Source organism: Paenibacillus xylanexedens, assembly GCF_007676705.1.
In the GTDB taxonomy this organism is placed as follows: domain Bacteria; phylum Bacillota; class Bacilli; order Paenibacillales; family Paenibacillaceae; genus Paenibacillus; species Paenibacillus xylanexedens_C.
In genome coordinates this window covers 1,257,712-1,273,259 of sequence record NZ_VEBF01000001.1, presented here as the reverse complement: position 1 = coordinate 1,273,259, position 15,548 = coordinate 1,257,712, and the positions used below count along the sequence as shown (strand labels likewise).

At 46.2% G+C, this 15,548-nt stretch carries 11 protein-coding genes and 1 tRNA gene; all 12 read left to right on the top strand.

Translation table 11 applies throughout. The features are described 5' to 3' along the window. Window positions 1-210 precede the first annotated feature (210 nt). Window positions 211-1,296, top strand: coding sequence for a 3-isopropylmalate dehydrogenase (gene leuB, locus FS628_RS05575; RefSeq protein ID WP_145319854.1), 1,086 nt, complete (start codon window positions 211-213; stop codon window positions 1,294-1,296). Window positions 1,297-1,573: 277 nt separating this feature from the next. Continuing rightward, window positions 1,574-2,113, top strand: a complete 540-nt coding sequence (locus tag FS628_RS05570; RefSeq protein WP_036610146.1) for a peroxiredoxin — start codon at window positions 1,574-1,576, stop codon at window positions 2,111-2,113. Window positions 2,114-2,469: 356 nt separating this feature from the next. Beyond that, window positions 2,470-2,886 (top strand): hypothetical protein, encoded by a 417-nt coding sequence (locus tag FS628_RS05565; protein ID WP_017689649.1) that lies wholly within the window; start codon window positions 2,470-2,472, stop codon window positions 2,884-2,886. A 447-nt stretch (window positions 2,887-3,333) separates the two neighbouring features. Further along, window positions 3,334-4,440, top strand: coding sequence for a PAS domain-containing sensor histidine kinase (locus FS628_RS05560; protein WP_145319852.1), 1,107 nt, complete (start codon window positions 3,334-3,336; stop codon window positions 4,438-4,440). 122 nt (window positions 4,441-4,562) lie between these two features. After that, window positions 4,563-5,528: an AAA family ATPase gene (locus FS628_RS05555; protein WP_145319850.1), complete on the top strand. Its 966-nt coding sequence runs from the start codon at window positions 4,563-4,565 to the stop codon at window positions 5,526-5,528. Window positions 5,529-5,532: 4 nt separating this feature from the next. Beyond that, window positions 5,533-6,648, top strand: a complete 1,116-nt coding sequence (locus FS628_RS05550) for a DUF58 domain-containing protein (protein WP_145319848.1) — start codon at window positions 5,533-5,535, stop codon at window positions 6,646-6,648. Continuing rightward, window positions 6,645-7,958 (top strand): DUF4129 domain-containing protein, encoded by a 1,314-nt coding sequence (locus FS628_RS05545; RefSeq protein ID WP_145319846.1) that lies wholly within the window; start codon window positions 6,645-6,647, stop codon window positions 7,956-7,958. The genes FS628_RS05550 and FS628_RS05545 overlap by 4 nt, the downstream gene beginning before the upstream one ends. Window positions 7,959-8,041: 83 nt before the next feature. Further along, window positions 8,042-8,998 (top strand): aldolase catalytic domain-containing protein, encoded by a 957-nt coding sequence (locus FS628_RS05540; RefSeq protein ID WP_053780435.1) that lies wholly within the window; start codon window positions 8,042-8,044, stop codon window positions 8,996-8,998. A 289-nt stretch (window positions 8,999-9,287) separates the two neighbouring features. Continuing rightward, window positions 9,288-11,414 (top strand): bifunctional diguanylate cyclase/phosphodiesterase, encoded by a 2,127-nt coding sequence (locus FS628_RS05535; protein WP_145319844.1) that lies wholly within the window; start codon window positions 9,288-9,290, stop codon window positions 11,412-11,414. A gap of 160 nt (window positions 11,415-11,574) precedes the next feature. Further along, window positions 11,575-11,645, top strand: a tRNA-Gly gene (locus FS628_RS05530). Window positions 11,646-12,163: 518 nt separating this feature from the next. After that, window positions 12,164-14,056 carry a ribosomal protection-like ABC-F family protein gene (abc-f, locus tag FS628_RS05525; RefSeq protein ID WP_145319842.1) on the top strand — a complete coding sequence of 631 codons (1,893 nt, stop codon included), beginning with the start codon at window positions 12,164-12,166 and terminating at the stop codon, window positions 14,054-14,056. Window positions 14,057-14,466: 410 nt separating this feature from the next. Next, window positions 14,467-15,501: a phenylalanine--tRNA ligase subunit alpha gene (gene pheS, locus FS628_RS05520; protein WP_145319840.1), complete on the top strand. Its 1,035-nt coding sequence runs from the start codon at window positions 14,467-14,469 to the stop codon at window positions 15,499-15,501. The last annotated feature ends 47 nt before the right edge of the window (window positions 15,502-15,548 follow it).

Sequence of the window (15,548 nt, the reverse complement as noted above, 5' to 3'; positions counted from 1 at the left end):
TGATTTGAATTCAGTTATATTTTACCCCACCGGGAGGGTCAGGAACAACTTGTGCAGGCTAATCTCTATTAGCTTATAGGTAAAATCTATTAAAGTCATAGATTGTATATCTTGGTCAAATGACCTTGGAATATGATACAAAAGAGAGAGTTAATATGAGACGTTACTTTATGAATAATTAATGAATGAAATATAAGGAGTGGACAACCCATGGCAGACGTGAAAAAAATTGCAGTTATTGCAGGTGACGGAATCGGTCCTGAAGTCGTAGCTGAGGCTGAGAAAGTTCTTAAACGTACGGAGGAAGTATTCGGTTATCGTTTTGAGACAGAGCATGCGCTGTTCGGCGGAATTGCGATCGATGAGAAGGGTACACCTCTTCCTGAAGAAACGCTGACGGTATGTAAAAGTGCAGATGCAGTCCTGCTTGGAGCGGTTGGCGGTCCAAAATGGGATAACAACAGCAAGGAGCTTCGTCCGGAAACGGGCCTGCTGGGTATTCGTAAAGCACTCGGATTGTTCTCCAACCTTCGTCCAGCTGTCGTATTTGATTGCTTGAAGGATGCTTCAACTCTGAAGCCTGAAGTCCTTGAAGGTACAGATCTGATGGTGGTACGTGAGTTGACAGGTGGTATCTACTTCGGAGAGAAGTTCAGACGTGAAAGTGCACAGGGCGAAGAGGCAGTAGATACATGCGCATATAATGTTACAGAAGTGGAGCGGATCGTTCGTCAGGCGTTCGAAATTGCGCAAGGACGTCGCAAAAAGCTGGCTTCTGTAGACAAAGCCAACGTATTGGAAACGTCCCGTCTCTGGCGCGAAGTTGTAAACCGGGTAGCACCGGATTATCCGGATGTTGTACTGGAGCATGTGCTTGTGGACAACTGCGCGATGCAATTGTTGCGTCGTCCATCCAGCTTCGATGTCATCGTAACAGAAAACATGTTTGGGGATATCTTGAGTGATGAAGCAGCAATGCTGACGGGTTCCATCGGTATGCTCGCATCTGCATCACTGGGAGAGGGCAGCTTCGGACTCTATGAGCCGGTACACGGTTCTGCACCGGATATCGCAGGTCAAGGCTTGGCCAATCCAATTGCAACGATTCTCTCGCTGGCGCTGATGTTCCGCACAACCTTTGGTTATACAGAAGGTGCAGATGCCATTGAAGCAGCTGTGTCTGATGTGTTGAACGCAGGACACCGCACGAGTGATATTGCTGTAGACAAGAGCACAGCGATCAGCACAACTGAAATGGGCGATTTGATCGTCGCTGCTATTCAAAAACAGGCGTAATTATATTACCAACAACATGGCAGCCCTTTGTTTCCAATTATGGAATGTACAGAGGGCTGTTCCTTTGTAAATTTGGCACGAAAAATCCTTATTTATAATGATTATAAAAAAATAATGTTTATAATCTTGACTTTGGGAAGTCCGGATGATAACATTTTACTTGTACTTGTTATCAAGTATCAAATCATTTTAATTACAGGAAAAGCGTTCGCGTTTTTCTTGATGATGAGCAATCCGTATGGATGCTTACATAATCCCAAAGGAGGAATTTTTAGTTATGGCAGAACGTTTGGTAGGTAGACCAGCACCGGATTTCGCAATGGAAACAGTATCGGGAGACGGACAAGATTTTGGTTCCGTTAAACTGTCCGATTATCGTGGCAAATGGCTCGTATTCTTCTTTTATCCTTTGGACTTCACATTTGTGTGCCCAACTGAAATTACAGCTTTGAGCGTTGCTTCTGAGCAATTCAAAGCTTTGGATACTGAAATCCTTGGCGTGAGTGTAGACTCCGTACACAGCCACAAAGCATGGATCAATACACCTGTAGACAGCAATGGTCTGGGTCAATTGAACTTCCCACTGGCTTCCGATATCACGAAGCAAGTGGCTAAAGATTACGGCGTTCTGATCGAAGAAGAAGGCGTAGCATTGCGCGGTCTGTTCATCATCGATCCAGAAGGCGAACTGAAATATCAAGTGGTTAACCACAACGATGTAGGCCGTAGTGTTGAAGAAACACTTCGTGTACTGCAAGCACTGCAATCCGGCGGATTGTGTGCAATGAACTGGAAACCAGGCGACACTAACCTGTAAGCCAAGTCAACTTGAACGGTTATTGTTCAAGCCCTCATCCCGTTAGGGATTGAGGGCTTTTTGCACCCTTTTGCCGGAAGTTATCACGAAGTAAATCAAAAGTGTTTGAACAAGCAGCTAAACGTGTTAATGATGTAATAGAAGAAAGTCTTCTTTTTATCTGTTGAAAGAGGAATTGATGGCCTTCAAGGCGAATAGGGTATGGAAACCCGGTAAATATTCCGGTGCTCTGCATTTATAATTTGTACATGAATGTGATACACTGATGGAACTATTCCTTTTCGGAAGTGCTGGAAGTGTACGGGATTGAATGTTTAACAAAAAAGTCCCGGCACGAATAAGGAGGGTGAACAAAAATGAGTTACTGTTGTGGGGCAAGTATGGTTGGAACGAAGGGCACGCTGAAGCATTACCGCACCCAGGTTCATAATGTTCCCCTGCTGTTTTGCCCGGTATGTCACCGGGTTGAGGTGCATTATAAAGTGGAAAATGAATATGAAATTCTCGCTGAATATGCACATGGAGACGGTGCATCCGAGATCGATTTTCAGGATTATGTAACAGAAGACGAGGATGCTATCTTCGAAAACTGTGTAAACCGTGAGAGTGAGGATGCCATGGTCATTGTGCAGCGCCAGATTGATATGGCTCTGGATTTGCTCAGGCTCGCAAAAGAAACAAAAGACGAGAAGTGGGAAAGTGAACTTAAACGTCGATTAGCTGTGATGAGTCAGCGCAGACTGAAAATTCAGCATAATAAGACCGGACTATAGATGACCTCGGATATATCATAAAGTAAAGATAATAAAAACGAAGCTGAATTGCCTGTTGGGTGAATCGGCTTCGTTTTTGTGCTTTCTTTCGAAACTAATTCGAGGTTTTTTTTAAAATAATTTCCATTCGACACTTTCTCCGATTGACTCCCTTCTATAAACTTGTCTATGATAAAAACAGACTTGCAAAAGAGGCGGAGCAAAAAAAGTTCGTGTTTGGGAATAGGAGAAGGTCACAATGGAACAAGCGTATATGATTTTCCGGATCAACTGTTGGTTACCGGGAATAGACCAGCTTGAGTTCCGGACATGCCATCCATATTTTCGGCTCAGCCCCCCAACGAAAGGGCACCGGTAATGAACAATAAAATCGGCCCTTCCTGTTTCTGTGATGATATGATGTCCGAATGGCAAGTTTATCATTTACGTGAAAAGGAGGAACCTGACATGATTAGTGAATTTCAGGATACAGTGCCTCAACCAACGGATGGATTCCCGCCTGTGCATCTGGATAACAACAAGTATGAGAATGTACTGGAGCATCTAGATAGCGGTATTATGTTGTTTGACAGTCACGGTGTATTGACGTTTATTAACGTTCAGATGGCAAAGTTGTTGGAGCTTCCCAGAAGTTTGCTCAGCGGCTGCACCCTGATGCAAATGCTGCATCATCCACAGATGAGCCGATTCAAGAAAAAGAAAATTTTACGTATCTATCGGGAAACCATCTTCCACCGTAAGCGCTATCATGAGTTGATTGATGAATATGGGAGGCATTGGCTGGTTACGGTGACGTACGGCGATCAGATGGACGGGGACTTCTTGTTTAGTGTCAAGGATGTATCTGATTATAAACAGATTGAGCAGACCGCTTATCAAAATGACAAACTTGCGATGCTGGGGCGCATTTCAGCGTCTATTGCTCATGAAATTCGTAATCCGTTGACAGCAATCCGCGGGTTCATTCAATTGCTGCGGCCTCATCTGCTGCAACTTGGCAAAGATGAGTACGCCCGCATCATACTGACGGAGATTGATCGAGCGAATGACATCATCTACGAATTTTTGAATTCTTCCAAACCATCAGCACCACAGAAGACGGTCATGTCCGTTGACTCTTTGCTCAAAGAAGTGGTCTTGCTGACAGAGAGCGAGGGTTTGATGAAGGGATGCGAGATCACGCTGGATGAAGGGGATGCCCCACTGAATGTGTCCATTGATGTCAAACAGATTAAGCAGGTTATTTTGAATATGGTGAAAAATGCAATGGATGCTATTGAAGAAGTTGGCGAAGAGCATACCGGTCTGATTCGAATATCAACTTCCACGGAAAACAAGTTCGTGGAGATCTCCATCGCCGATAATGGTCATGGGATGGACCATAACACGCTTGTGCGTCTGTTTGATCCATTCTTTACGACCAAGGAGAGCGGAACGGGGCTCGGACTCTCGGTGAGTTATCGCATTATCAAGAACCACGGTGGTACCATCTCGGTAGATAGCAAAAAAAGCGAAGGTACGCGATTTAAGATTATGTTACCCTTGGTATTTTGAGAATTATGATGACTAAAGGAGTCGGCAAATGGCCGACTCCTTTGTTTTTTGTTGGCAATTAGGGTTATAGTTAGTAATGAATGCGAATACATAAGCTCCATTAACGGAAGGATGGGAATGCGATGGATATCCAAGGAATGGAACAAATGAATCAACAATTGATGAATCATGTGGGAAAAGTCATTGTGGGGAAAGAGCATACCATAGAGTTGGTCATGACAGCGATCATAGCGTCAGGACATGTCCTGTTGGAGGATGTGCCAGGTACCGGAAAAACGATGCTTGCCAAATCGGTAGCCTCTTCATTGGACTGTACATTCCAGCGTATACAGTTTACACCGGACTTGCTTCCATCTGATTTGACAGGTATTCATTTCTTTAATCAAAAAGATGGAGATTTTGAATTCCGACCGGGCCCATTGTTCGCCAATCTTGTACTGGCCGATGAGATTAACCGGGCTACGCCGCGTACTCAATCAAGCTTGCTGGAGTGCATGGAAGAGCGTCAGATCAGTATCGATGGTTCAACGCGACAGCTGGAACGGCCATTTATCGTCATAGCCACTCAGAATCCCATAGATAACCAGGGAACTTTTCCGCTTCCTGAGGCACAGATGGATCGCTTTATGATGAAGATTCGTATGGGCTATCCAAGCAGCGAAGAGAGTGTAGAAATTCTGAGACGCACGGTGGCAAGTCGCTCTGTTGACGATTTGTCGGCGGTGATCAGCCGTGAAGAACTTTTGAAGGCACAGGATACGTATAAAACAGTGCAAATCAATGAAGATTTGCTACGATATATCATTCAGTTAACCGAAGCGACAAGGCAACATCCGGAGCTCTCGCTTGGCGTAAGTCCACGAGGGGCTCAGGCATTACTCAAGGCAAGTCAGGCTTGGGCCGCACTGCATGGCAGAGACTTTGTTTTGCCGGATGATATTAAAGTTCTGGCGGAACCTGTGCTGGCCCACCGACTTGTATTCCGTAACCGGGTCAGACAACAAGAAGGCTTGGCGGAGCGTATCATCCAGGAGCTTCTGAATCAGATAGAAGTACCCACAGAGAACCTCGCTACAAGCGGGCGCTAGTCTTATGGCATTATTATGGCTTGTCCTTGTTGGAGGCATTGTCGTTGGCATACACGGTGTATGGTTCGGACGACCTGCACTACGAAAGCTCAAGTACAGCAGACAATTCAGCAAGCTGCGTTGTTACGCTGGAGATGAACTTGAGATGGTGGAGACGATATCGAATGAAAAACGAGTCTCCGTTCCGTGGCTCAGACTTGAATCGATGATGCCTGTGTCGTTTGTATTTCGTTCCGGCTCGGGTATGGATATTAGCCAAGGCGAGATTTATCAGAATCATAAGAGCATTTTCACACTGAAACCTTTTACTCGTATTACACGCAAGCATCCGTTCGTATGTACTCAGCGTGGGATCTATCCACTCAATACAGCAAGTATGACAGGTGGAGATCTCTTTGGCATATGGCGCTCCACCAAACCAATTCCTTTACACATGTCCATGGTCGTGTATCCTTCATTAATGAATACAGAGGATCTTCCGGCGATCTATCAAGTGTGGCAGGGGGAAGTGGAAGTATCGCGATGGATCGTCGAAGATCCGTTCCTGATTCTGGGAGTTCGTCCCTATGGTGCAGGCGACCCCATGAATCGCATTCACTGGAAGGCGAGCGCACGTACGGGTGAATTACAAGTCTACAAGCAAGGATGGACAGCAGATCCGCAATCCTGGATTGTAGTCAACATTCAGGAGTCAGCAGATATGTGGAGTGTGGTTACTCGTCCGGAAAAGATTGAACGGGCACTTCGTTACGCCGCCACGGCTGCAGTGGATGCCATCGGAAGAGGGCTACCTGCAGGCTTCGCCCATAATGGTTATCATGTGGGTGGAGGTCGGGATGCACTTCGAATTGAGCCGGATTATGGTACACCTCATCTGGAGAGGCTGCTGGAAGCTATGGCAGAGACAGAGTTAAAATGTATGGTGCCGATGGAGCAATTCTTGAATGATGAAGTACGTCTGAATGAAGAAGCGCAGCAAATCCGCAGCTATCTGTTGATTACATCCTATGTATCTGCCACTATGGAGCACGAGATTGCACGTCTGCACGAACAAGGACATCGCGTGACGATTCTGCCCGTACAGGACATGAAGGGCGATACGAAGGCGGTGAGTGCATGAGGGACAGACATATAGTAACGATCAAGGCGCTCATAGCGATGTTGGCTGTCATGATGGCGGGCATATACCTTTTTCCGATATTTACGCTCGCTTCATTTTACGCAATGAAACATTTGCCGTACACATTATTCATCCTGGTTGTTCTCACGGGTTGGTTGGGGCAATTCATTCAGTATAAAATTCCGGGTTATCGCGAGAAAAGCACATTCATTCGTGGAGTAACAGCACTTGTCATAGGCCTTCTCTTCGCACTCTTTATCGGGATGATTCTCATTCTCCCGTTGCCGGATATCATCACACTGGCACTGTGCGGAGTCATCTCAGCTTATGCAGGCCTGACCTTTGAGCCAGCCTTTCATTCTGTTTTGTTATGGCGTTTGCAGATTATGGGGATAATCAGTGCGATCGTGCTTACGGTTGCTTCGAGCCAATTTGCATTCATGCAGCCATTGCAAGACTACACGATATGGATCTATATTGCTGGAGTGATCAGCTTTGCCTTCTGGCTGCTTGGACGATATATGCTACAACTGGACCGGGCAATACTCAATGACGGCAAGCGAAAATTAGTACTGCGCGATTTTGCGCGTGCGAATCATCAGCGGTTCATGTGGATGTTTATTGTCATCGTCGCCATCGGTGCTTTCCCAAGTTTGGCTGCGTGGTTGAGACCGCTACGCGACCGTTTGCTCGCATGGATCAGGGGATGGTTTGGCCCGATTTCCAGCGAGGAGCCACGACTACCCATGGACGACCCCAATCAGCCGTTAAATATACCGCAGGAATGGAGAGAGCCACCTTCCGAGCCCTCGGTCTTCTGGAACATTCTCGGATGGGTAGTGATGTGTGCTGTAGCAGGAGCAATCCTGTGGCTGCTTCTCAGGTTGGGGAAAAAGGCGATAAACAGACTTATGGATCGATTCAAGGGAATATTGCAACCCGGTGAAAAGAAGGTAGAACCACGGACGGAATATATGGATTTCAGTGAGACACTTGAGGCGCCGGCAAAAATCCGAAAACCTTGGTTTCGGAAGAAAGAAGCGCCACCAGTACAGGATGCAGAACGTATCCGATATTACTATCGGACATGGATGGACAGGGCCACTCACCGAGGCGTGGGAATACAGGCGACGCAGACTCCGCTGGAGGCTGCACAAACCATTATTCAGAATGGTGTGAAGCCGGAAGAAGATGAGCTGTCCAAGAGACTGCCAGATACGTATAATGCCATTCGTTACGGAGAGAAAGCTCCTGATGGCGACGATATGGTTGAGATTGATCGAATCTGGAAATCTTATCGAAGTAAATAAGCCCGGAATCCCTTTACTTTTCTTGTCACGTTCAAGTATCATGAGAGGAATACACAAGTTGGTCAGAAAAGGAGCAGACATTAATGAAGACAAATCATTGCAAAATAGTAGATTGTACGATCCGTGATGGCGGATTAGTGAATAATTGGGACTTTAGCGTGGACTTTGTTCAACAGCTGTATGCTGGATTGAATGAAGCTGGCGTTGATTATATGGAAATTGGATATAAAAACTCTCCGAAGTTGCTTAAAGGTGCCGAGGAAGCAGGACCATGGCGTTTCCTGAACGATGATTTCCTGCGTAAAGTTATTCCTCAAAAGGGCAATACCAAACTGTCTGCACTGGTTGACGTAGGACGGGTGGACGAGAATGATATCTTGCCTCGCAGTGAAAGTATGCTGGATCTGATCCGGGTTGCTTGCTACAGCAAAGATGTAGACAAGGCACTTGCACTGGTTCAAACATTCCATGATCGTGGATATGAAACAACACTGAATATTATGGCCCTCTCCAATGTTATGGAGAATGAGTTGCTGGAAGCATTTGAATTGATCAAAGAAAGCGCTGTGGATGTTGTCTACATTGTAGATTCCTACGGTAGCCTGGACCATAATGATGTGAAATACCTAGTAGAGAAGTTCAAGACCCACTTGCCTAACAAGCGTCTTGGCGTTCACACACATAACAACATGCAGCTCGCGTTCTCCAACACATTGGTTGCGGCAGAACTCGGAGTCGAACTGCTTGATGCTTCTGTATATGGTATGGGACGTGCGGCAGGTAACTGCCCAACGGAATTGCTCGTAGCTCATCTGAAAGGTACGAAATACAATCTGCGCCCAGTACTCGGTGTATTGGAACAGTTAATGGTACCCCTCAGAGAAAAAGAAGAATGGGGCTACATTCTTCCATACATGATTACAGGTACATTGGACGAGCATCCACGTTCGGCCATGGCGCTTCGTTCATCGGAAGACAAGGACAAGGTTGTTGATTTCTATGATAAATTAACAACACCTGAAGTGAATTTTGATAAGTAATATAGTCTTAAATACAGTTGCAAACTAGGGAAACATGGACTCCACCTGGAGGTCCATGTTTTTTTAGTTCTTAATGCCTTGTTTTTCTCCATTTTTATGAATAAATATTCCTAGGAGTAACTATTTTTTAGTTCACGTATACAGAATTAAATGTTATTATGTACCAGATAGCATGTGTATGCATGTGAATTGAACGTTGGTAAATATGTTTTTGTCGAATTGTGTAGCAGGCTTGGCAAGTTTCGTTAATGTAATTCAGGATAGGTGATCCCGGGAAGGAAAACACGGCATGAAGGTTAATCTGCAAGATCAGAGAAAAATTGGTTGGGTCGCTGTATGCGGCATATTGTGTTTCCTCGCAAGTCAATGGTTTCGTTCTTCTTCAAGCTCTGATCTGATCATATCGGGTTACCCTGTTTTGACACTCTTGGGTGGATTCGCTGCGGCGGCGGCTTGTATCGGCATTTATAATCAAAGCTGGTTGTTTCGGACACAGAAGCTGACTCTTCGAAGAGTGTTATTAACAACACTCTTTTTATTGATTGGTCTATTTGAGCTGGTTCATATCGTGTCATTTGCAGAAGAGATTCCAAACGGGGCAATGATGGAATCAGAATTCTCCTTGATGATGTCAACGATGGGATCTTTGGTTTGTTCAATAGGTTTGCTGCTCGTGTATACCTTAAATGAGAAGGAAATTGCATTACCACGCAAATTTTTACTGTTCAGTGGTACATTGGGTACCTTTGTTATTTTATACATACTGGCTATTCAGGAATGGAGCATGTTGCCGAACATGCTTGAGGGTGAAGTTCTCGGTGGAATTTTCACCCGGGTTCATTTTATGGTCGGATTACTGTATGGCCTTATTGCCGTTATTTTGTTTGTCCAGTGGAAAAAAACCAAAGATGGTGACTTGCCATCCATTCTATGCGGCATCCTGTGTTTCTTCTTTGGGCAATGTTATTTTGTTTTCGCAACAGGGGTGAACGATCTCAATCTACTATTAGGATTGCTCAGTAACTGTATGGCCTATTTCTTCATCCAAAAAGGGCTGTATACGTCCGTAGTGGATACGCCGTTCCTGCAACAGCAGGTTGCCGAAGCCAAGATGAACTATATTGCTCATCATGATGATGTGACGGGGCTTCCAAACCGTCGTCGCCTTTCACAGCGGTTAAAAATGATGATGGATGATGCCGTGGTGCAGGAACAGCTTGTTGGTGTGCTGGTCCTGAATATTAATCGGTTCAAGACGATCAATGATTCGCTCGGACAGCAAGCGGCCAACAGGGTTCTGCGTCAGGTAGGTCAACGTCTGAAACATTCGTCACTTCCAGGGGAAGAAGTATTCGGCTTGGGAAGAGATGAATTTGCATTAACGATGACAGATTTCAGTACAACGGATACAGCGTTACGGCGCACAAGATCCATACTGCAACTTTTTGAGAAACCGGTCCTGGTTGACGGTAATGAGTATCATCTTACACTTGGAATCGGTATGGCGATTTTCCCACACGATGGTGAGTCACCACAGGAGATTATTCAGAATGCCGATACAGCGCTACATAATGCCAAAGAACAGGGCATGGAATTAAATCGTTATGCCCATGCGATGCAGATGAAAGCTCAGGAGCGTTTGCAGCTTGAGAACGATCTGCGCAAGGCGTTGGATCGAGGTCAGTTCTACCTGGTCTATCAGCCGCAGGTAAATCTGCAAAGTGGGCTGATTGTCGGCATGGAAGCACTGGTACGCTGGCAGCACCCGCAACGGGGCTCGGTGTCTCCAGCGGAATTCATTCCCTTGGCAGAAGAGAGTGGGCTGATTGTGCCGCTTGGTGAATGGGTGCTTCGTGAAGCTTGTGCCCAGAACAAACTATGGCAGGAAGCCGGTTATCGTAAACTGTGTGTATCGGTGAATCTGTCCATGAGACAGTTCAGACATTCTCATCTATTGGACAATATCAATGGTATTCTCAAGGAGACAGGGCTTGAGCCTGTATGGCTAGAACTGGAGATCACGGAGAGTATGACATTTGATAAAGATCGGGCATTCGAGCAGTTGCGTAAAATTAAAGAAATTGGTGTGCATATCAGTATTGATGATTTTGGAACGGGATACAGCTCGTTGCATTATCTGAAGGACCTGCCGATTGATCGGCTCAAGATTGACCGTTCATTCGTAAATGAAGTCATGGAGGACAGCAATAACGCTGCGATTGTATCCACCATTACTTCAATGGCGCATCATTTACATCTGAAAGTGACAGCGGAGGGTGTGGAGAACGAAGATCAGATGGTCTTTCTTCGCAATCAACATTGTCATGAGGCTCAGGGGTATTTTTTCAGCAAACCGATTGAGGCCGCAGATTTTGAAAGGCAGTTCTTAAGAGATGTGGATAAACCCACAGGATAGCGAACAGCAGGGGCGCGTGAGTACTCCTGCTTTTTTGTGTGGATGTATAATGAAAAAAATGGTAAATATGACTTGCATGCTATGGAGGTTCATGGTATATTATTATTTGTAAAATCAATGTTAACTTCCTAATGGAGCTTAACTACGAATCGTCATTCATGCGGGTGTAGTTCAATGGTAGAACTTTAGCCTTCCAAGCTAATAGCGTGGGTTCGATTCCCATCACCCGCTTCATTAAGCAGTACCAAAGCCCTTGCGATGCAGGGGCTTTTTCTTTTGCCCTAAAAGAATCTGGGTGTAATAGCGATCAGGATGATTGTTCTGTTATTGGAGTGGTGAGTAAGTAAGTATTCTTTAGTTTAATTTATATAACCTTTGCTTTTTTACAATGATCTGGTACAATAACGGAGAAATTGATACTACACATGAATGAGAGGTAACCATACGTCCCATGAAGTAAAACACATGAATTGAACCCCAGTTAACTGCAGACGGTTGTATAACGCAGTCAGCCAGAGCGGCTGAGCAATGAGGGGATTCGTGTGTCCAAATTCAGCTATGGGATCAGGTGTGGAACCAGTAAGCCTTTGAGGTTTACGTGTACCCTGTATTTGGGGTTTCTTTGTTCATGCCGTAGCTTACCTTAGTTCTGTCTTTGAATGCTTGATCCAACCCTGAATTGCCAAACCGCCGGCTGATGCCAGCGGTTTTTTTGTTCAGCAAAAAGGATGCAGGAAGGATGAGGCCTCATGATGACATTGGTACGCTTACATGAAGTATCAAAAGAGTGGAACGGCAAAGAATTGTTTACAGGATTGAATCTGGAGATTAATGAGGGCGAGCGGCTCGCCATTCTGGGTCGCAACGGATGCGGCAAGACAACGTTGTTAAGCATCATTTTGGGTGAAGAGCATGGTGGTGGACGGATTGAACGTCATATCCCGCAGCAGGAATGGGGGTTCATGCGTCAGCGCTCAGAGATTGAGACGGGGATGAATGTTCTGGATGCGGTCCGACGTGAGAGCGGTCAGATCTATGAAGTGAAACGGGAACTGGAAGAACTGGAACAACGCTTGAGCATCAGCAGTGAGGCTGATGATGAGCTGCTTGCAGCCTATACGCAAGTGACAGAGCAGTATGAACAGTTGAACGGTTATATGTGGGAGACCGAAGTAGAGAAGGTGCTGACACGCCTTGGATTGTCCGGAGAACATTGGAACAGACCCTATCATTCCTTAAGCGGTGGGCAAAAAACAAAGGCCCGTTTGGCGGGTCTGCTTGTCAGCAAGCCCAAATTCCTGATTCTGGATGAACCGACGAATCATCTGGATGAGGGAAGCATGCGCTGGCTTGAAGAGTGGTTGTCTTCATATGAAGGAACGCTGTTATTTGTATCTCACGATCGTACGTTTATTGATCAGGTAGCCACAGGGGTCATTGAGTTTAGTGCAGAGGCTCTGACCAAATACAAGGGCGGATACTCCGACTACAAGATCCACAAAGAGCGTGAATTAAGGGAACAGGAAACGATCTACCGCAGGCAGGAGTTGGAACGTAAGGCGCTGGAAGAGACGATTCGAAATTATCAGGAATGGTTCCATAAAGCGCATAACTCAGCGACCGATGTGGAGGTAAAGATCACCCAGAGCTTTTACAAAGCCAAAGCCAACAAAAATATTTCTCGTTACCATGCGAAACAAAAACAGTTGGAGCGGTTGGAAAAGGAACGGGTGGATAAACCTCGTGAAGCTGCCAAGTTGAACATGGAACTACAGATGAGCACACTGGCTGCACGTCAGCTGCTTGCGCTGGAAGAGGTGAGTTTTTCGTATACACGTAACCAGCCACTGCTGCGCGATCTTCGAATTACTGTGGAACGCGGAGATCGGCTTGCTGTACGAGGCCCTAATGGAACGGGCAAGACGACACTGCTGAAGTTGATGATTGGTGAACTGGAACCTTCGCAAGGCAAGGTAACACGGCATCCACAGCTGAAAATCGGTTACTTTTCACAGGAACTGGAAGGACTTCCCGAGAATCAGACGCTTCTGGATAGCTTGCTTACCCTTCCATCCATGACACAAAGTGCGGCACGGACCATTCTTGGATGTTTTCTGTTTTCCAGAGATGATGTATTCAAGCGGATCGGAAATTTGAGCATGGGGGAAAAGTGCAGAGTAGCCTTTCTAAGGCTATACTTTGGCGGAGCGAATCTGCTGGTGCTGGACGAGCCGACGAACTATCTGGACATCGATACCCAGGAAGTCATGGAGAATGTATTGAAACAGGCGTCAGGTGCTTTGGTGCTTGTATCCCATGACCGGATGCTAACGAAGACACTCGCGAATCGGTTGTGCGATCTGGAGGCTGGAGGCACAGCAACCCTGTTTGAAGGAGGTGTATCCGATTGGGAGCAGTCCAGCAAACTTCGGGAAATGGCGTTGGAGACCCGGGAATCCGATGATGAGCGATTGCGACTTGAAATGCGATTATCCGAATTACTTTCTCCTGTGAGTACTGCTGGGAAAGACAGTCTGACACTGCCCGAACATACGAATGAACGAGCAGCCGAGGCAGCGGAGATTCGAGAAATCCAGCAGCGCTTGAGACAATTGAAAGATAAGGGTGCAAGCATAAATTAGAATATGGACGACTTGCTATTTCGATCTATTTTGCATATAATTATGAACGATCATCGATCATTGCATCGATATAGGTAAACTAAGTAAACGTGATGATGGAGATAAGTAAGCAGTGCCTCTGGACAGGGAGGAAGCGCCGTAGATTGAGAGCGTTTCTGTAGAACAAGGCTGCCGAAATTCACTCCGAAGCGGTTCCCTGAACCTGTTTGTGTGTAAACACAGAGACAACAGTAGGGGCAAACGGTTAACGGTCGTTATTCCGTACAAAGTGAGACAGAACAAGTTGCAGACCGAAAGGGTTGTGCAGCAATGGATGTCTAACAAGGGTGGTACCACGGTCTTTTCGTCCCTTCAGGGGAGAGAAGGCCTTTTTTTGTTGCAAAAACACCACAAAAAGGGGGCAATTACACATGAAAGAACGTTTAGAGGCATTGAAGATCGAAGCGCTGGAGCAGTTGTCTGGTGTCAGTGATCCGCAGACGCTCAGTGATCTGCGTGTGAAGTATTTAGGGAAAAAGGGTGCATTGACTGAAATTTTGCGCGGTATGGGTGCGCTTAGTGCGGAGGAACGTCCAGTTATTGGTCAAGTAGCCAATGATGTTCGAGCTGCCATTGAGGAAGTCATCGACAGCAAGCAGGATCAGTTCCAGAAGGAAGAGACAGCGAAGCGTCTGCAATCCGAGAAAATTGATGTGACCCTGCCAGGACGTCGTGGACGTCAAGGCGGACTGCACCCACTGACCAAAGTGGTACAGGAGATCGAAGATATTTTCATCGGTATGGGATACCGCGTTGCGGAAGGTCCTGAAGTCGAAATGGATTATTACAACTTTGAAGCGTTGAATCTGCCGAAGAATCACCCGGCGCGCGATATGCAGGATTCCTTCTATGTTACAGAAGACTTGTTGATGCGTACCCATACATCTCCGGTTCAAGTACGTACCATGCAGAGCATGAAGGGCGAAGTGCCTGTCAAAGTCATCTGCCCAGGTAAAGTATACCGCCGTGATGACGACGATGCGACGCACTCTTTCCAATTCAACCAGGTCGAAGGATTGGTTATCAGCGAAAACATTCGTATGAGCGATCTGAAAGGAACCCTGCTGCAATTCGTGCGCGAAATGTTCGGTTCCCACACGGAAATTCGTCTGCGTCCAAGCTTCTTCCCGTTCACGGAGCCAAGTGCGGAAGTGGATGTAACTTGTGTACAATGCGGCGGCAGCGGCTGTCGGGTATGTAAACAAACAGGCTGGCTCGAAATTCTGGGCGGCGGTATGGTTCACCCGAAAGTGCTTGAGATGGGCGGTTATGATCCGGAGAAATACAGTGGTTTCGCATTCGGAATGGGCGTAGAACGTATCGCGATGCTGAAGTATGGTGTTGATGATATCCGTCACTTCTACAACAGTGATCTGACCTTCCTGAAGCAATTCGGACGGCTGTAACTTTACAATAAATAGATCTGCATTCATAGAGCAAGCGTTAGGAACGG